This window comes from Streptomyces sp. BJ20, from assembly GCF_022869105.1.
GTDB classification, from domain to species: Bacteria; Actinomycetota; Actinomycetes; order Streptomycetales; family Streptomycetaceae; genus Streptomyces; species Streptomyces griseoincarnatus.
On record NZ_CP094918.1, the window covers coordinates 1548116 to 1565488 of the forward strand.

A 17373-nucleotide genomic window follows, 5' to 3' on the forward strand; every position below is an offset into this window, starting at 1 on the left:
CCGGGTGACGAGGACGGACATGCACCATCAGGCAGAGGACTCGGGACCCGGCGGCTACGCGGCGGCCCGGCTGCGCCTTCTCAACGAGAAGGCGCGGTCCGGGCCGCCGCGCCGTTCCGCGCTCGCCGGCCTCACCGACGAATGGCTCGCCGGACTCTTCGCGGCCGGCGCCCCCGCAGCGCGCGGGGTGTCCCTCGTCGCCGTAGGCGGCTACGGACGCGCGGAACTCTCCCCGCGCAGCGACCTCGACCTGCTGCTGCTCCACGACGGCAGCGACCCCGGGACCGTCTCGAAGCTCGCCGACCGCCTCTGGTACCCGGTCTGGGACCTCGGCCTCGCCCTCGACCACTCCGTCCGCACCCCGACGGAGGCCCGCAGGACAGCGGGGGAGGACCTCAAGGTCCAGCTCGGCCTGCTGGACGCCCGGCACGTCGCGGGCGACCTCGGCCTCACCACCGCCCTGCGCACCACCGTCCTCGCCGACTGGCGCAACCAGGCCCCCAAGCGGCTGCCCGCCCTGCGGGAGCTGTGCGAGGAGCGCGCCGCACGCCAGGGCGAACTGCAGTACCTCCTCGAACCCGACCTCAAGGAGGCCCGCGGCGGACTGCGCGACGCCACCGCCCTGCGCGCGGTGGCCGCCTCCTGGCTCGCCGACGCCCCCCGCGAAGGGCTCGCCGAGGCCCGCGGCCGCCTCCTCGACGTACGGGACGCCCTGCACCTGACCACCGGACGCGCCACCGACCGGCTCGCCCTCCAGGAACAGGACCAGGTCGCCGCCGAACTCGGCCTGCTCGACGCCGACGCCCTGCTCCGCCAGGTCTACGAGGCCGCCCGGGTCATCGCCTACGCCGGCGACGTCACCTGGCGCGAGGTCGGCCGCGTCCTGCGCTCCCGCTCGGTACGGCCCCGGCTGCGGAAACTGGCAAGGGAGCGAAGCGACTTCCTCAGAAGGGCGGTGGCGGGCGACGGGAGGGCGCTGGGCGGAGGCAAGCCCGCGCCCGAGCGGTCCCCGCTCGCCGAAGGGGTCGTGGAGCAGGACGGCGAGGTGGTGCTCGCCCGCGCCGCGCGCCCCGACCGCGACCCCGTGCTCCCGCTCCGCGCCGCGGCCGCCGCCGCCCAGGCCGGCCTCCCCCTCAACCTGCACGCCGTACGCCGCATGGCCGCCGGCGCCCGCGCCCTCCCCTCGCCCTGGCCCGCCGAGGCCCGCCAGCAGCTCCTCACCCTGCTGGGCTCCGGCCGGCCCACCGTCGACGTGTGGGAGGCGCTGGAGGCCGAGGGCCTGATCAGCCTGCTGCTCCCCGACTGGGACCGGGTGCGATGCCGCCCGCAGCGCAACGCCGTCCACCTGTGGACCGTCGACCGGCACCTCATCGAGACCGCCGTGCGCGCCTCCGCCTTCACCCGCCGGGTCAGCCGCCCCGACCTGCTGCTCATCGCCGCCCTGCTGCACGACATCGGCAAGGGCTGGCCCGGCGACCACTCGGTGGCCGGCGAGGTCATCGCCCGGGACGTGGCCGCCCGCATCGGCTTCGACGCCGACGACGTCACCGTGATCGCCACCCTCGTACGCCACCACCTGCTGCTCGTCGAGACCGCCACCCGGCGCGACCTCGACGACCCCGCCACCGTGCGCTCCGTCGCCGAGGCCGTCGGCTCCCCCGGCACGCTGGAGCTGCTGCACGCCCTCACCGAGGCGGACGCCCTCGCCACCGGACCGGCGGCCTGGTCGTCCTGGCGCGCCGCACTCGTCGCCGACCTGGTCAAACGGGTCGCCGCCGTGCTCGCGGGCCAGGCCCCGTCCGACCCGGAGGAGGCCGCGCCCACCGCGCAGCACGAGCGGCTCGCCCTGGAGGCCGTCGCCACCGGCGCGCCCGTGCTGTCCCTGCGGGCGCAGACCGAGCCGCCCGCCGAGCCCTCCGGGGACCCGGAACCGCTCGGGGTGGAGCTGCTGATCGCCGTGCCCGAGCAGGCGGGCGTGCTGCCCGCGGTGGCCGGCGTGCTCGCCGTGCACCGGCTGACGGTGCGCACGGCCGAGCTGCGCTCGCTGGATCTCCCGGACGGCGTCGACGGCTCCGTGCTGCTGCTGGACTGGCGGGTCGCCGCCGAGTACGGCTCGCTTCCGCAGGCCGCCCGGCTCCGCGCCGACCTGGTCCGCGCCTTGGACGGCAGCCTGGACATCGCCGGCCGCCTCGCCGAACGGGACGCCGCGTACCCGAGGCGCCGCGGGGTGGTCGCCCCGCCCCCGCGGGTGACGGTCGCCCCGGCCGCGTCCCGGCACGCCACGGTCATCGAGGTCCGCGCACAGGACGCCCCCGGCCTGCTGTTCCGCATCGGGCGTGCGCTGGAGGACACGGCGGTACGGGTGCGGAGCGCGCATGTGAGCACGCTGGGGGCGAACGCGGTGGACGTCTTCTACGTGACGCAGGAGCAGGGTGTGCCTCTGCCGGGTGAAGAGGCGGTGGCCGTGGCAGGGAAGCTGGAGGAGGCACTACGGGTGTGACCCCCCCCGTGCCGCACGGAAGCATGTGCGGCACGGCCTCGCCCCCTGCCGCCGGCCACGGCAGGCGGGGGCGATTTGCTTGCGGGGCCGGATACCCTGGAGGGCAGCCCAGTTCCGCCCCCGACCTCGAGGACCGACGCCACCGTGTTCGATACCCTCTCCGACCGCCTCAGCGCGACTTTCAAAAACCTCCGCGGCAAAGGCAGGTTGTCCGAGGCGGACATCGACGCCACGGCGCGTGAGATCCGCATCGCCCTCCTCGAGGCCGACGTGGCCCTGCCCGTCGTCCGCTCGTTCATCAAGAACGTCAAGGAGCGTGCGCTCGGCGCGGAGGTCTCCAAGGCGCTGAACCCAGCCCAGCAGGTTCTCAAGATCGTCAACGACGAGCTCGTCCAGATCCTCGGCGGGGAGACGCGCCGCCTCCGCTTCGCCAAGCAGCCCCCGACCGTGATCATGCTCGCGGGTCTGCAGGGTGCCGGCAAGACCACCCTCGCGGGCAAGCTCGGCAAGTGGCTCAAGGACCAGGGCCACTCCCCGTTGCTGGTCGCCGCCGACCTCCAGCGGCCCAACGCCGTCAACCAGCTCAGCGTGGTCGCCGAGCGGGCGGGCGTCGCCGTCTACGCGCCCGAGCCGGGCAACGGCGTGGGCGACCCGGTGAAGGTCGCCGAGGACTCCATCGACCACGCCCGCGCCAAGGTCCACGACATCGTGATCGTGGACACCGCCGGCCGCCTGGGCATCGACCAGGAGCTGATGCGGCAGGCCGCGGACATCAGGGACGCCGTGAGCCCTGACGAGATCCTCTTCGTCGTCGACGCGATGATCGGCCAGGACGCGGTCAACACCGCCGAGGCCTTCCGTGACGGCGTCGGCTTCGACGGCGTGGTGCTGTCCAAGCTCGACGGTGACGCCCGCGGTGGTGCCGCCCTGTCGATCCGGCAGGTGACCGGCAAGCCGATCATGTTCGCGTCCAACGGTGAGAAGCTCGACGACTTCGACGCCTTCCACCCGGACCGGATGGCCTCCCGCATCCTCGACATGGGTGACCTGCTCACCCTGATCGAGCAGGCGGAGAAGACGTTCAGCCAGGAAGAGGCCGAGCGGATGGCCTCCAAGCTGGCGTCGAAGAAGGGCCAGGACTTCACCCTGGACGACTTCCTCGCCCAGATGGAGCAGGTCCGCAAGATGGGCTCCATCTCCAAGCTGCTCGGCATGCTCCCGGGCATGGGCCAGATCAAGGACCAGATCAACAACCTGGACGAGCGGGACGTCGACCGCACCGCCGCGATCATCAAGTCGATGACGCCCGGGGAGCGCCAGGACCCGGCGATCATCAACGGCTCGCGCCGCGCCCGTATCGCCAAGGGCTCCGGTGTCGAGGTCAGCGCGGTGAAGAACCTGGTCGAGCGGTTCTTCGAGGCGCGCAAGATGATGTCCCGCATGGCGCAGGGCGGCGGCATGCCGGGGATGCCCGGGATGCCGGGCATGGGCGGCGGCCCCGGCCGGACGAAGAAGAAGCAGAAGCAGGCCAAGGGCAAGCAGCGCTCGGGCAACCCGATGAAGCGCAAGCAGCAGGAGCAGGAGGAGGCCGCGCGCCGGGCCGCGGCGGCCGAGGGCGGCAACGCCTTCGGGCTCCCGCAGCAGGGCGGCAAGGACTTCGAGCTGCCCGACGAGTTCAAGAAGTTCATGGGCTGAGGCCCGCGCACGAACGCCGCAGGGGCGCTCTCCTCGTCGGAGGAGGCGCCCCTGCGGCGTTTCCGCGTGCCGTGCGCGCGTCAGGGCACGCGCGCCACGAGGTACCGGAACACGTTCGGCATCCACACGGTGCCGTCCGCGCGCTGGTACGGGTGGAGGGCCTCGGCCAGTTCCTTGTCGACCTGCACCTGGTCGGTGGCGGTGATCGCCGGGTCGAACAGCCCCGTCGACCTCAGGCCCCGTACGGCGCTGTCGGCGTCCGCGTAGCCGAAGGGGCAGGCCACCCGTCCTGAGCCGTCGGGCCGGAGGCCCGCGCGCTCGGCGACCCGCTCCAGGTCGTCGCGTTCGGCGGGCCGCCAGGCGTCAGCGCCGCGCAGCGGTTCCGCCAGCTTGGCGGCGACCCGCAGCACCGTGGAGGTGGCGCAGCGCTCGGGCGGACCCCAGCCGGCCAGCACCACGGCCGCCCCGTGCCCGGCCAGCGGGAGCGCCTCGGCGAGCAGGTCGCCCAGCCCCTCCGCGTCGCCGGCGAGGCACCCGATCGGTTCGAAGGCGGTCACCACGGTGTACCCGGCGGCGTCGGCGGAGGCCGCCTCGGCGGGGGAGCCCCGCACGATCCGGGCGTCCGTCCGGGTGGGGGTGTCCCGCTCGTCCGGCAGCAGCCGTTCCCGGGCGAGGGCGAGCCGGTCGGACGAGGTGTCCACACCGGTGATCGCCGCGCCGCGGGAGGCCGCCATCAGCAGGGCCAGTCCTGAGCCGCAGCCTAGGCCCAGCAGCCGGGTCGCGGGGCCCACGTCGAGTCGCTCGTACACCGCTTCGTAGAGCGGTACGAGCATCCGCTCCTGGATCTCGGACCAGTCACGCGCGCGTGCCCGCAGGTCCACGCGCGGGGCCGCCCCCGTGCGTGACGGGTGCTGCCGCACGAGCGTAGGTGTCATAGGTAAGCGCCCCAATCAGCCGAGAGTTGCCGCAGTGCCGTTTCCTGGCCCCCGTGCAGTGCGCCCGCACACCCCCCGTATGCCAGGTAACTCCGCCCTCGACGTGTCGTCCAGTGGAAGGGGGCGGCCGTTTGGTAGTTGCTCGTGCCAGTGGCAAGAATTCACATTCCGGTAATCAGGGGCCGCCCGGCACGTCACGGCGGGGACGGTCCGCGGAACGGTTCCGGCCATCGGCGGCGGGGCGCCGGGGGTCAAGGGAGGCCCGGTTCGCGCTGGCGGGGGCGGGCCCGGTAGGTTCTGCCGTCACGGCGTTCCGGGTGAACCGGACGCAGCCTTCCACCGCGAGGGCGTCCGAAAGGGCTCTTGCGCGTCGGTGGGGCGCACGCGCGCCGGCGCGTACAGACCGGATACACGCGGGGGCGTACGTCAGCCTACGCACCACCTTGCGGTGAGCTGCGAGGCTTCTCCGCAGATCGGCGCACCCGTGTTCGTCAGGACGCATGAGTGGCAACTGACGGGTACGTGCAAAATATTTGGGATGCCCCGGAATCGGAACACAGAGGCACCCAGGCTCGTTGTCATTACGTGAGCACGACACAGACACCACCTGTTCTCGCCGCAGAGCTGGCACAGGCGTGGGCCGACATTCAGCGGTACCACCCCGAACTGCCCGATCTTGCCGCGCCCGAGTCCCTGATCGGAGAGTCGTCGTCCGCGTGCGGGCACGAACTCTCCTTCGAGCGACTGCTGCACGAGGCAGTCCACGGCATCGCCGCCGCGCGCGGCGTGCGCGACACGTCCCGAGCCGGGCGGTACCACAACCGCAGGTTCCTGGCCATCGCCGAGGAGCTGGGCCTGGACCACCCCGAGGAGCCGCACCCGAGCAGCGGCTTCTCGCTGGTCACGCTCACCCCCGAGGCGAAGCGCCGGTACCGCCCGACGACGGAGCGGCTCCAGCGTGCCCTCAAGGCCCACACGGCGGCGACGGCGGGCGACACCTCCCGCAGCTTCCGCGGTCCGGCCGCGCGGCACGGCTCGTCCGGCGGAGGGGTGCGTGTGAAGGCGGTCTGCGACTGCGGCCGCAACGTGCGCGTCGTCCCGTCCGTGCTGGCGCAGGCGCCCATCGTCTGCGGCGGCTGCGGGAAGCCGTTCCGCATTCCGGAAGTCGTCGCGGCGAGCTGAGGCCCCGGCACCTCGTGGGTGCCGGGGCCTCGGCCCCGCAGGCCACCGGGCGCACCCGACGCGAAAAGCAGCTCGCGCCGGGTGCCGCTTCGTCGTGCCCACGTGCCCTCACCCCGCGGCCGTCCGGCCCCTCGGGGTGTGGCACAATGGCTAGCTGTACTCGACAGCCGCACAGGACCCCTCTCTCCTCCGGCTGACGCGTCCATCGGGCACTCGGGTACCGCAACCCCACGCGGCCTTCCCGCCGTGCCCAACCACGTCAAATCCAGGAGAACCCACTCCCGTGGCAGTCAAGATCAAGCTGAAGCGTCTGGGCAAGATCCGTTCGCCTCACTACCGCATCGTCGTCGCCGACTCCCGTACCCGCCGTGACGGCCGGGCCATCGAGGAGATCGGCAAGTACCACCCGACGTACAACCCGTCGGTGATCGAGGTCGACGGCGACCGCGTGGCGTACTGGCTCTCCGTCGGCGCCCAGCCGACCGAGCCCGTGCTCGCCATCCTGAAGAAGACCGGCGACTGGCAGAAGTTCAAGGGCGAGCCCGCCCCGGCGCCTCTGCTGCAGCAGCCCGAGAAGCCCGCCCGCCCGTCCTTCGAGGCCATCGGCGGCGAGGACGAGGGCAAGGGTGAGGCGATCACCCAGAAGAAGAAGGCTGAGAAGAAGGACGAGGCCCCCGCTGAGTCCGCGTCGACCGAGGCCTGAGCATGCTCGAGGAGGCTCTCGAGCACCTCGTGAAGGGCATCGTCGACAACCCTGACGATGTGCAGGTCGCCTCGCGCAACCTGCGTCGCGGTCGCGTGCTCGAGGTCCGGGTCCACCCGGACGACCTCGGCAAGGTGATCGGCCGCAACGGCCGCACCGCACGCGCTCTGCGTACCGTCGTGGGCGCCATCGGCGGCCGCGGTGTCCGTGTCGACCTCGTCGACGTGGACCACGTCCGCTGACGCCGTAAGCAGCACCGGCTCGGGCCGGGGAGGGCCACTGGGCCGTCCCCGGCCCGCAGTCGTATGACAGGAGAACGAACACCGTGCAGCTGGTAGTCGCGCGCATCGGCCGCGCCCACGGGATCAAGGGCGAGGTCACCGTCGAGGTCCGCACCGACGAGCCGGAGCTGAGGCTCGGCCCCGGCGCCGTGCTGGCCACCGACCCGGCCTCCGCCGGGCCGCTCACCATCGCGAGCGGCCGGGTGCACAGCGGCCGCCTGCTGCTGCGCTTCGAGGGCGTCCACGACCGCACCGGCGCCGAGGCCCTGCGCAACACCCTGCTGATCGCCGACGTCGACCCCGAGGAACTGCCCGAGGGCGAGGACGAGTACTACGACCATCAGCTGATCGACCTGGACGTCGTCACCAAGGAGGGCGAGGAGGTCGGGCGGATCACCGAGATCTCCCACCTGCCCACCCAGGACCTCTTCGTCGTCGAGCGCCCGGACGGCAGCGAGGTGTTCGTGCCGTTCGTCGAGGAGATCGTCGCCGAGATCGACCTCGAGGAGCAGCGCGCGGTGATCACCCCGCCGCCCGGCCTGATCGACGACCGCGCCGAGGTCGCCTCCTCCCGTGACGCCGCCGGGACCGGGGACGACGCCCGATGAGGCTCGACGTCGTCACGATCTTCCCCGAGTACCTCGACCCGCTGAACGTCTCCCTGGTCGGCAAGGCGCGCGCCCGCGGACAGCTCGGCGTGCACGTCCACGACCTGCGCGACTGGACGTACGACCGGCACAACACCGTCGACGACACCCCGTACGGCGGCGGACCCGGCATGGTCATGAAGACCGAGCCCTGGGGGGACGCGCTGGACTCGGTCCTGGCGGACGGCTACGAGCGCGGCTCGCACGGGCCCGCGCTGATCGTCCCCACCCCGAGCGGCCGCCCCTTCACGCAGGAACTGGCCGTCCACCTCTCCGAGCGGCCCTGGCTGATCTTCACCCCGGCCCGCTACGAGGGCATCGACCGCCGCGTCGTCGACGAGTACGCCACCCGCATGCCGGTGTACGAGGTGTCCATCGGCGACTACGTCCTGGCCGGCGGCGAGGCCGCGGTCCTGGTGATCACCGAGGCGGTGGCGCGGCTGCTCCCGGGCGTCCTCGGCAACGCCGAGTCGCACCGCGACGACTCCTTCGCGCCCGGCGCCATGGCCAACCTGCTGGAGGGCCCCGTCCACACCAAGCCACCGGTCTGGCGCGGCCGGGAGATCCCGGACGTGCTGCTCAGCGGCCACCACGGGAAGATCGCCCGTTGGCGGCGCGACGAGGCACTGCGACGGACCACCACGCACCGCCCCGACCTCATCGAGCGCTGCGATCCCAAGGCCTTCGACAAGAAGGACCGGGAGATGCTGTCCATCCTCGGCTGGGAACCGGACCCTGAGGGCGAGCCGTACGGCCGATTTTGGCGCAGGACCGGCGGCGTGGAAGAATAGGCCGCTGTTGTGCGCCGTCAGGCGAGCGCCCCTGCCGCAGGGGGACACGACGCCCGCCCCGCATCGCGCAGCCCGATCCGTTACCTAGTGCCGTTGATGACCTGCGGCATCAGCGAAGAAAGCAGACACGATGTCTCACCTGCTCGACTCCGTCGACTCCGCGTCGCTCCGCAGCGACGTCCCGGGCTTCCGTCCCGGCGACACCGTCAACGTCCACGTGCGCGTCATCGAGGGCAACCGCTCCCGTGTGCAGCAGTTCAAGGGCGTGGTGATCCGCCGCCAGGGTTCCGGCGTGCGCGAGACCTTCACGGTCCGCAAGGTCTCCTTCTCCGTCGGCGTCGAGCGCACCTTCCCGGTGCACACCCCGATCGTGGAGAAGATCGAGCTCGTCACCAAGGGTGACGTCCGCCGCGCCAAGCTGTACTACCTCCGTGACCTCCGCGGCAAGGCCGCGAAGATCAAGGAGAAGCGCGAGAACTGAGCGCTTTACCGGCGTCATATCGCGGCCGGATAGCATCTGGCCCCGATGGACACCGAAGCACAGCCGACGGAGCGCGATCGCTCCCTCCCCCCGGACCCCGAGGACTCCTCGGGCGCGCCGGGGCCGGAGGGGCGGTCGCGTTCCGCGTTGGTGTCGCGCTTCGCGGACGGGCTGCCCGGCGGGCGGATCACCCTGACCCTGCTGCTCTGCCTGCTGTTCCTGCTGGCGGTCAACGTGTTCGTGGCGCGCCCCTTCGAGATCCCGAGCGGATCGATGGAGAAGGGATTGAGGGTCGGGGACCGCGTTCTCGTAAACAAGTTGGCATACACCTTCGGTGACGGGCCGGCCCGCGGCGACGTGATTGTGTTCGACGGCACCGGGTATTTCGGTGACGCCGACTACATCAAACGGGTTGTCGGGGTGGGCGGGGACCATGTCGTCTGCTGCGACGGGGAGGGGAGGATCCGGGTGAACGGCCGGTCGGTCGACGAGTCGGGCTTCCTGTTCCCCGGCGACAGCCCTTCCACGGTGCGGTTCGACGTGGTCGTGCCCGAGGGACGGCTGTTCGTCCTCGGGGACCACCGCGGCAGCTCCAGCGACTCGCGTGACCGTCTCGGGTCGCCCGGTGGCGGGATGGTGCCGGTGGAGAAGGTCGTCGGGCGTGCGGAGGGCGTCGTGTGGCCGTTCGGCCGCGCCGGCCGCCTGGAACCGACGGATGCGTACGCGAAGGTGCCGGCGGGGGAGGCATCCGCGCACGCGGCAGCTCCGACGGGAGGCGGCCATGGGTAACCGCGGCAAGCCTCGCGGGGTGCCGGAGAGCGCCGCCGAGAATCTGCTGCCCACCGGGTCCCGCCGGGCCGTAGCCCGGGGCTCCGGCCGCACCCGCGCCGAGCGTCGCAAGCTCCAGCGCAAGGTCAAGCGCCGCCGCAGGCGCAGCGCCGTCAAGGAGATCCCGCTCCTCATCGGCGTCGCCGTCCTGATCGCGCTGGTGCTGAAGACGTTCCTCGTGCAGGCGTTCGTCATCCCGTCCGGCTCCATGGAGCAGACGATCCAGATCGGCGACCGCGTCCTCGTCGACAAGCTCACCCCCTGGTTCGGGTCCAAGCCGCAGCGCGGTGACGTCGTCGTGTTCAAGGACCCCGGCGGCTGGCTCCAGGACGAGCGGACCACGGTGAAGAAGGAGGACCCGGTCGGCATCAAGCAGATCAAGGAGGGCCTCACCTTCATCGGTCTGCTGCCGTCGGAGAACGAGAAAGACCTGATCAAGCGGGTCGTCGGTGTCGGCGGCGACCGCGTCCAGTGCTGCGACACCCAGGGCCGCGTCACCGTCAACGGCGTCCCCCTGAACGAGGACTACCTCTACCCCGGCAACGCCCCCTCGCTGACTCCCTTCGACGTCACCGTGCCGGAGGGCCGCCTGTGGGTGATGGGCGACCACCGCGCCAATTCCGCGGACTCCCGCTCGCACCAGGACACCGACTACGGCGGCACCGTCTCCGAGGACGAGGTGGTGGGCCGCGCCATGGTCATCGCCTGGCCCCTCGGCCACTGGAACACGCTCGACGAACCCACGACGTACGCCTCCGTGTCCGACTCGGCGCCCGGGTCGATCGCCGGGGCGCCGCCGTCGCATAGGGTTGCCCCGGACGATCCCGGCCAACGTGAAGAGATGGTCCAGCTCCCGAGCCCTGCGGAACTCCCGCTCGTTATGGGAGTGGTGGGCCTGCGCCGGGCATGGCGCGGGCGGCGGCAGAGAGTGAGGAGTCGGCGTGGGGGATGTGGCGGTAGGCGCACGGTCCGGTCAGGGAGGCGAGGAGCACCGCGGACGCCCCGCGGGGCCGGGCGACCCGGACCCGGACCACGCCGCTTTCTCCGGGAATGACGGGCGTGCGGTCGAGGACGGCGGAGTGAACGAGGACGGGACGCGGACGGGCGGTCAGGGACCGGACGGCCCGGAGCATGGCCGGCCGAAGAAGCAGCAGCGCTCCTTCTGGAAGGAGCTGCCGATCCTCATCGGTATCGCCCTCGTCCTGGCGCTGCTGATCAAGACGTTCCTCGTCCAGGCGTTCTCGATTCCCTCCGACTCGATGCAGAACACCCTCCAGCGGGGAGACCGGGTCCTGGTCGACAAGCTGACCCCGTGGTTCGGCTCCGAGCCCGAGCGCGGCGAGGTCGTCGTCTTCCACGACCCCGACAACTGGCTGGCGGGCGAGCCGACCCCCGACCCCAACCCGCTGCAGAAGGCTCTCAGCTTCATCGGCCTGATGCCGTCCGCGGAGGAGAAGGACCTGATCAAGCGGGTCATCGGCGTCGGCGGCGACACGGTCGAGTGCAAGGGCACCGGCCCGCTGAAGGTGAACGGCAAGGCGCTCAACGAGCCCTACGTCTACCCGGGCAACACCCCGTGCAGCCAGGACGACCAGGGCGGCCAGTTCAAGGTGAAGGTCCCCGAGGGCCACATCTGGGTCATGGGCGACCACCGGCAGAACTCGCGGGACTCCCGCTACAACACGGCCGACAACAACCAGGGCTTCGTCCCCGTCGACAAGGTCGTCGGCCGTGCCGTGGTCATCGCCTGGCCGATCAACCGCTGGACCAACCTGCCCGTCCCGGACACGTTCGACCAGCCCGGTCTGAACACCCCGGCGCAGGACGCGGCGGCCCTGACGGTCGCGCCTCCCGCGCTCGCGCTGGCCGGCGCGGTGCCGTTCGCGCTGTGGCGGCGCCGTCGCGCCTGACGGCCGGGACCCGCCCGGGAGAGGGAGGGCGCGGGGAGGGCTGACCCGCCCGGGTACCGCCGGGTAGGGTGCCGCCCATGAATGGTCAGAGCACGACGCGTACGGTCCCGGGCAGCGGCGGTTCCGGCACGGCACGAAGCGGCCGGACCGGGCAGGTGCTGTCCAACGTGGCCGTCGCGCTCGGGCTCGTGCTGTTCCTCGGCGGGTTCGCCTGGGGAGCGGTGGTCTACCTGCCCTACACCGTGCCGACCACCTCCATGGCCCCGACGATCGACGCCGGCGAGCGGGTGCTGGCGGAGCGCGTCGACGGCGGCGAGGTCCGCCGGGGCGACGTCGTCGTCTTCCGGGACGCCACCTGGTCGAACGCGCCCATGGTCAAGCGGGTCGTCGCCGTCGGCGGCGACACCGTCTCCTGCTGCGAGGACGGCAAGCTCACGGTCAACGGCAAGGAGATCGACGAACCGTATCTCCCCGACGACCCGATGGCGCGGTCCGCCGTCTTCCCCGAGGTGACCGTGCCGAAGGGACGCCTGTTCCTGCTCGGCGACGAGCGCTCCGGGTCGGTCGACTCCACGGCCCACCTGACCGACGCCGCCAGCGGCACCGTCGCCCGCGACGCCGTCCAGGCCCGCGTGGACGCCGTCGTCTGGCCGATGGACGGCATGCTCGCCAAGCCCGCCGGTTTCCAGGCTCTCGGCCCTCTCTCCACGCCGGGACCGCTGCCGAGCGTGCTCGCCGTGGTGGTCGGCGGGGCGGTGCTGGTGCTGGCGGGAGCCGCCTACGGACCGCTGGCCAAGCGTGCGGCCGCCTCCCGGGCCCGGCGCGCCACAGGGAGCACCGGTGGCCGCTGAGCCGGCGCCGGCCGCACCGGACACGTACACGGGCGGGCTGCGCAGGGTCGCCCGGGTGGTCCTGCTCGACCCCCAGGACCGCATCCTGCTGCTCCACGGCCATGAACCGGACGACCCCGGCACGGACTGGTGGTTCACGCCCGGCGGCGGCGTGGAGGGCGACGAGACCCGTGAACAGGCCGCCCTCAGGGAACTCGCCGAGGAGACCGGCATCACCGACGTCGACCTCGGCCCCGTGCTGTGGCGGCGGCGCTGCTCCTTCCCGTTCGCGGGCCGCCAGTGGGACCAGGACGAGTGGTACTACCTGGCCCGTACGACACAGACGGCCACCGCCGCGACGGCCCTGACCGAGCTGGAACGGCGCAGTGTCGCCGGAGCTCGCTGGTGGACCTGCCCGGAACTGCTCCACGCCCGTGAGACGGTGTACCCGACCAAGCTCGCCGGGCTGCTGCGGACACTGCTCGACGAGGGCCCCCCGGCCGCGCCCGTCACCCTGGACACCGAAATCGTCCGGTGACTTGCGGGACTGGCGCACAATGGTGGGATCGCACGGCTGAAGGGGAACATGCCATGAGCGCCGAGGACCTCGAGAAGTACGAGACCGAGATGGAGCTGAAGCTCTACCGGGAGTACCGCGATGTCGTCGGTCTGTTCAAATACGTGATCGAGACCGAGCGGCGCTTCTACCTCACCAACGACTACGAGATGCAGGTCCACTCGGTGCAGGGTGAGGTGTTCTTCGAGGTCTCCATGGCGGACGCCTGGGTCTGGGACATGTACCGGCCGGCCCGTTTCGTGAAGCAGGTGCGGGTGCTCACGTTCAAGGACGTGAACATCGAGGAGCTCAACAAGAGCGATCTGGAGCTGCCGAGCGGCTGAGGCCGTGGCTGAGGCCGTGAGACGTGAGGCTGTGGCTGAAGGCCGTGAGACGTGAGGCCGTGGCTGAAGGCCGTGAGGTTCACCCTCGCGGGTGGCGGGGTTGTCCACAGTCGCCGGGTTGTGCACGGGGCCCGGCGGGGTCCCGGGTGATGCGTGACGGTTGGCGCCGGAGGTGGTGCCGACATGGACGCACGACAGGACACGCAGGTACGCGGTGAGGGCGGCGGCGGGCAGGCCCGCGGGGCGCTCGGCAGGTACGGGGAGACACTGGCCGCGCGGCGGCTGACCCAGGCAGGGATGACGGTGCTGGCGCGCAACTGGCGCTGCGGCAGGACCGGCGAGATCGACATCGTGGCGCGGGACGGCGACGCCCTGGTCGTCTGTGAGGTGAAGACCCGTCGCGCCGGGTCCTTCCAGCACCCGATGGCGGCGATCACCCAGGCCAAGGTGAGCCGGCTGCGGGGGCTCGCGGAGCGCTGGCTCAAGGAGCACGGGGGAGCACCGCCCGGCGGCGTCCGCATCGACCTGGTCGGCGTGCTGCTTCCGAGGCGCGGCGCCCCCGTCGTCGAGCACGTCAGGGGGGTGGCCTGAATGGGATTCGCCCGTACGTGTTCGGTGACGCTCGTCGGCGTCGAGGGCGTGGTCGTCGAGGTGCAGGCCGACCTGGAGCCGGGAGTCGCCGCGTTCACGCTGGTGGGGCTGCCGGACAAGAGCCTGACGGAGAGCCGCGACCGGGTCAGGGCCGCCGTGGTCAACTCCGGCGGCGAGTGGCCGCAGAAGAAGCTCACCGTGGGACTGAGCCCGGCGTCGGTGCCGAAGGGCGGCAGCGGGTTCGATATCGCCGTCGCCTGCGCCGTCCTCGGAGCCTCGGAGCGGATCGACCCCCGGGTCCTGTCCGACATCGTGATGATCGGCGAGCTGGGCCTTGACGGCCGGGTGCGGCCGGTGCGCGGCATCCTGCCGGCGGTGCTGGCCGCGGCGGACGCCGGCTTCGAGCAGGTCGTGGTGCCGGAGTGCGCCGCCGCCGAGGCCGCCCTGGTGCCGGGCGTGTCCGTGCTGGGCGTGCGCACCCTGCGGCAGCTCGTCGCGGTCCTCACCGACGAGCCGGTGCCCGACGAGGAGCCCCAGGAGCCGGACCGGCCCGATCCGTTGATGGCGGGGCTGCGCGACCTCGGCGGCGGAGCGGTCACCGGCACGAGGGGCGGTCCCGGCCGGTACGACCAGGGCCACGACCTCGCCGACGTCGTGGGCCAGCACACGGCGCGCACGGCCGTCGAGGTCGCCGCGGCGGGCGGTCACCACCTCTTCCTCGAGGGCCCGCCCGGCGCGGGCAAGACGATGCTCGCCGAGCGCATGCCGTCCGTCCTGCCCCCGCTGGACCGCCAGGCGTCCCTGGAGGTGACCGCCGTGCACTCGGTGGCGGGCCTGCTGCCGCCGGGCCGCCCCCTGATCGACACCGCGCCCTACTGCGCCCCGCACCACTCGGCCACCATGCAGGCCCTCGTGGGCGGCGGCCCGGGGACGGCCCGGCCGGGAGCGGTGTCCCTGTCCCACCGAGGTGTTCTGTTTCTGGACGAGACCCCCGAGTTCAGCAGCAAGGCGCTGGACGCCCTGCGCCAGCCGCTGGAGGCGGGACACGTGGTCATCGCGCGCAGCGCGGGCGTCGTGCGCTTCCCGGCACGCTTCCTCATGGTGCTCGCGGCCAATCCGTGCCCGTGCGGCCGGTTCTCGCGTACGGACGACCGGTGCGAGTGCCCGCCCTCGGCGATCCGCCGCTACCAGGCCCGGCTCTCCGGGCCGCTGCTCGACCGGGTCGACCTGCGGGTCGAGGTGGACGCCGTCACCCGGCGCGAGCTGAGTGCGGTCGGCGCCCGGGGCGAGACCACCACCGTGGTCGCGGACCGGGTGCGCTCGGCCCGCGAACGGGCCGCCGCGCGGTTCCACGGCACTCCGTGGCGCCTCAACAGCGAGATCCCGGGCCGGGAGCTCCGCAGCCGCTGGCAGGCCGCGCCGGGCGCCATGGACGAGGCCGAGCGGAGCCTGGAGCGGGGCGTGCTGACCGCGCGGGGGATCGACCGTGTGCTGCGGGTCGCCTGGACGGTCGCCGACCTGTCCGGCCACGACCGCCCCGACGCCGGCGATGTCGCACTCGCGCTGCAGCTGCGGACAGGCGTGCCGCGCGGGGTGCCGATGGCGATCGGGGCGGGGGCATGAGCGGTGGGACCGGGCCGGTCGCCCCGCTGGGGTGCGGTGAGTCGTCGGGGGCGGCCGGGGGAACGGGGCAGGAGGGCTCGCGCCGACCGACCGAGTCAGGCGGCCCGCCCGTAGCGTCCGAACACGGCGGCCCGCCCCCGCCGACCGACCACGGCGGCCTCCTGGGCCGGATCTTCCTCACCCGTGTCATCGAACCCGGTGACGAGACCGGCGGGCGCTGGGTGCGGGAGTTCGGGGTGGACGGTGTGGTGCGGCGGCTGAGGCAGCGCGGGGAACCCTTGCCGGGCGTCAGCCGGAAGCGGTGGGCCGGGCTGCTGGCGCGGGCCGAGCGGGCCGACCCGCGGCGGGACCTCGCCGTCGCGCAGGACGCAGGCGTGCGGTTCGTGTGCCCAGGGGACGCCGAGTGGCCCGGCCAGCTCGACGACCTCGGGGACGCCCGCCCGCTCGGCCTGTGGGTACGAGGCACCGCGGACCTGCGGCTCTGGGCGCTGCGCTCGGTCGCCCTCGTCGGCGCCCGCGCCTGCACCGAGTACGGGGCGTTCATGGCCGCCACCCTCGCGGCCGGACTCGCCGAGAAGGGATGGATCGTCGTCTCCGGCGGTGCCTACGGCATCGACGGCGCCGCCCACCGGGGGGTCCTCGGCGCGGGCGGCGCGACCGTCGCCGTGCTGGCCTGCGGGGTGGACCGCCCCTACCCGCGCGGACACGCCGGACTGATCGGCCGGATCGCGGAACAGGGACTCGTGGTCGGCGAATTGCCGCCGGGCGAGCATCCGACGCCCAGCCGCTTCATCCTCCGCAACCGCGTGATCGCCGCCCTCACCCGGGGCACGGTCGTCGTCGAGGCGGCCCTCCGCAGCGGCTCCCTGGTGACCGCCCGCGCCGCCCGCCGGCTCGGACGCCACACGATAGGAGTACCGGGCCCGGCCACCAGCGGCCTCTCCGCCGGCGTGCACGAACTGCTGCGGCAGGACGCCGTCCTCGTCACCGCCGCCGACGAGATCGTCGAACTGGTCGGCGACATGGGCGAGCTGGCCCCCGAGCGCAGGGGACCCGTCCTGCCCCGCGACCTGCTGGACCCGGCGGTACGCCAGGTCCTCGCCGCGCTGCCGGCCCGCAGGGCGGCACGCCCGGACGACATCGCCCGCACGGCGCAGACCACCCCGGACGACGCGATCGCGAAACTGTACGAACTCCGAGCACTTGGTTACGTCGAACGACACGGCGATCGCTGGAAGTTGACGCGCCAGGCGACGCTCTCGGTCCGGGGCGGCGCCGATGTCAGCTGACGCAGCGTGTTCGGCCGTCCGGGGGAACCCCGACACGCCCTGGAGAATACGTCAGTTGGGGTATCCGGGTGATCACTCAGAGCGACGGGTGTGCCCCGGCGGGGCGGCCCCCGGAACGTATCTGCGCACGGCCCGGCCCTCGTTCTTCGCACACCGCGACGCCACAGTCACGCTACGCTCACGAGGA

The 17373-nt window shown here is 72.7% G+C and carries 18 protein-coding genes; 17 read left to right on the forward strand and 1 reads right to left on the reverse strand.

All coding sequences use genetic code 11. The features are described from left to right. Positions 1–4: 4 nt before the first annotated feature. Both MTR79_RS07270 and ffh read left to right on the forward strand, forming a co-directional pair. Positions 5–2500 (forward strand): [protein-PII] uridylyltransferase, encoded by a 2496-nt coding sequence (locus tag MTR79_RS07270; protein WP_086703291.1) that lies wholly within the window; start codon positions 5–7, stop codon positions 2498–2500. A gap of 144 nt (positions 2501–2644) precedes the next feature. Then, positions 2645–4195 (forward strand): signal recognition particle protein, encoded by a 1551-nt coding sequence (gene ffh, locus MTR79_RS07275; RefSeq protein WP_048459337.1) that lies wholly within the window; start codon positions 2645–2647, stop codon positions 4193–4195. Between the two features lie 80 nt (positions 4196–4275). Here the strand turns inward: ffh and MTR79_RS07280 are convergent, their stop codons facing one another. Beyond that, entirely contained in the window at positions 4276–5130 is an 855-nt protein-coding gene (locus MTR79_RS07280) for a methyltransferase domain-containing protein (protein ID WP_244789568.1), read from the reverse strand. A gap of 585 nt (positions 5131–5715) precedes the next feature. Here MTR79_RS07280 and MTR79_RS07285 point away from each other — a divergent pair. The 15 genes from MTR79_RS07285 to dprA all read left to right on the forward strand — a co-directional run bounded on the left by MTR79_RS07285 (position 5716) and on the right by dprA (position 17186). After that, positions 5716–6312 carry a hypothetical protein gene (locus MTR79_RS07285; RefSeq protein ID WP_048459335.1) on the forward strand — a complete coding sequence of 199 codons (597 nt, stop codon included), beginning with the start codon at positions 5716–5718 and terminating at the stop codon, positions 6310–6312. Between the two features lie 283 nt (positions 6313–6595). After that, positions 6596–7015, forward strand: coding sequence for a 30S ribosomal protein S16 (gene rpsP, locus MTR79_RS07290; RefSeq protein ID WP_048459334.1), 420 nt, complete (start codon positions 6596–6598; stop codon positions 7013–7015). Between the two features lie 2 nt (positions 7016–7017). After that, complete coding sequence (locus MTR79_RS07295; RefSeq protein ID WP_003973401.1) at positions 7018–7257, forward strand: RNA-binding protein; 240 nt, start codon at positions 7018–7020, stop codon at positions 7255–7257. An 83-nt stretch (positions 7258–7340) separates the two neighbouring features. Beyond that, positions 7341–7904, forward strand: coding sequence for a ribosome maturation factor RimM (rimM, locus tag MTR79_RS07300; RefSeq protein WP_086703288.1), 564 nt, complete (start codon positions 7341–7343; stop codon positions 7902–7904). After that, positions 7901–8734 (forward strand): tRNA (guanosine(37)-N1)-methyltransferase TrmD, encoded by an 834-nt coding sequence (trmD, locus tag MTR79_RS07305; protein WP_086703286.1) that lies wholly within the window; start codon positions 7901–7903, stop codon positions 8732–8734. The genes rimM and trmD overlap by 4 nt, the downstream gene beginning before the upstream one ends. A gap of 130 nt (positions 8735–8864) precedes the next feature. Next, entirely contained in the window at positions 8865–9215 is a 351-nt protein-coding gene (rplS, locus tag MTR79_RS07310) for a 50S ribosomal protein L19 (RefSeq protein ID WP_048459331.1), read from the forward strand. 45 nt (positions 9216–9260) lie between these two features. Next, the gene (gene lepB / locus MTR79_RS07315; RefSeq protein WP_122213714.1) at positions 9261–10004 is read left to right on the forward strand and encodes a signal peptidase I; all 744 of its coding nucleotides are present in this window, start codon (positions 9261–9263) and stop codon (positions 10002–10004) included. Next, positions 9997–11097, forward strand: a complete 1101-nt coding sequence (lepB, locus tag MTR79_RS07320; protein ID WP_086703955.1) for a signal peptidase I — start codon at positions 9997–9999, stop codon at positions 11095–11097. The genes lepB (MTR79_RS07315) and lepB (MTR79_RS07320) overlap by 8 nt, the downstream gene beginning before the upstream one ends. Next, the gene (gene lepB / locus MTR79_RS07325) at positions 10985–11953 is read left to right on the forward strand and encodes a signal peptidase I (RefSeq protein WP_086703956.1); all 969 of its coding nucleotides are present in this window, start codon (positions 10985–10987) and stop codon (positions 11951–11953) included. The genes lepB (MTR79_RS07320) and lepB (MTR79_RS07325) overlap by 113 nt, the downstream gene beginning before the upstream one ends. A 77-nt stretch (positions 11954–12030) precedes the next feature. Further along, positions 12031–12804 (forward strand): signal peptidase I, encoded by a 774-nt coding sequence (gene lepB / locus MTR79_RS07330; RefSeq protein WP_244789569.1) that lies wholly within the window; start codon positions 12031–12033, stop codon positions 12802–12804. Continuing rightward, positions 12794–13321 (forward strand): NUDIX hydrolase, encoded by a 528-nt coding sequence (locus MTR79_RS07335; RefSeq protein ID WP_048459326.1) that lies wholly within the window; start codon positions 12794–12796, stop codon positions 13319–13321. The genes lepB (MTR79_RS07330) and MTR79_RS07335 overlap by 11 nt, the downstream gene beginning before the upstream one ends. A 53-nt stretch (positions 13322–13374) precedes the next feature. After that, positions 13375–13683, forward strand: coding sequence for a DUF2469 domain-containing protein (locus MTR79_RS07340; protein WP_003993268.1), 309 nt, complete (start codon positions 13375–13377; stop codon positions 13681–13683). A 183-nt stretch (positions 13684–13866) separates the two neighbouring features. After that, entirely contained in the window at positions 13867–14274 is a 408-nt protein-coding gene (locus MTR79_RS07345; protein WP_086703957.1) for a YraN family protein, read from the forward strand. Then, the gene (locus MTR79_RS07350) at positions 14275–15897 is read left to right on the forward strand and encodes a YifB family Mg chelatase-like AAA ATPase (protein WP_244789570.1); all 1623 of its coding nucleotides are present in this window, start codon (positions 14275–14277) and stop codon (positions 15895–15897) included. It abuts the gene before it with no gap. After that, the gene (gene dprA / locus MTR79_RS07355) at positions 15894–17186 is read left to right on the forward strand and encodes a DNA-processing protein DprA (RefSeq protein ID WP_244789571.1); all 1293 of its coding nucleotides are present in this window, start codon (positions 15894–15896) and stop codon (positions 17184–17186) included. Before MTR79_RS07350 ends, dprA begins: the two co-directional genes overlap by 4 nt. Positions 17187–17373 lie beyond the last annotated feature (187 nt).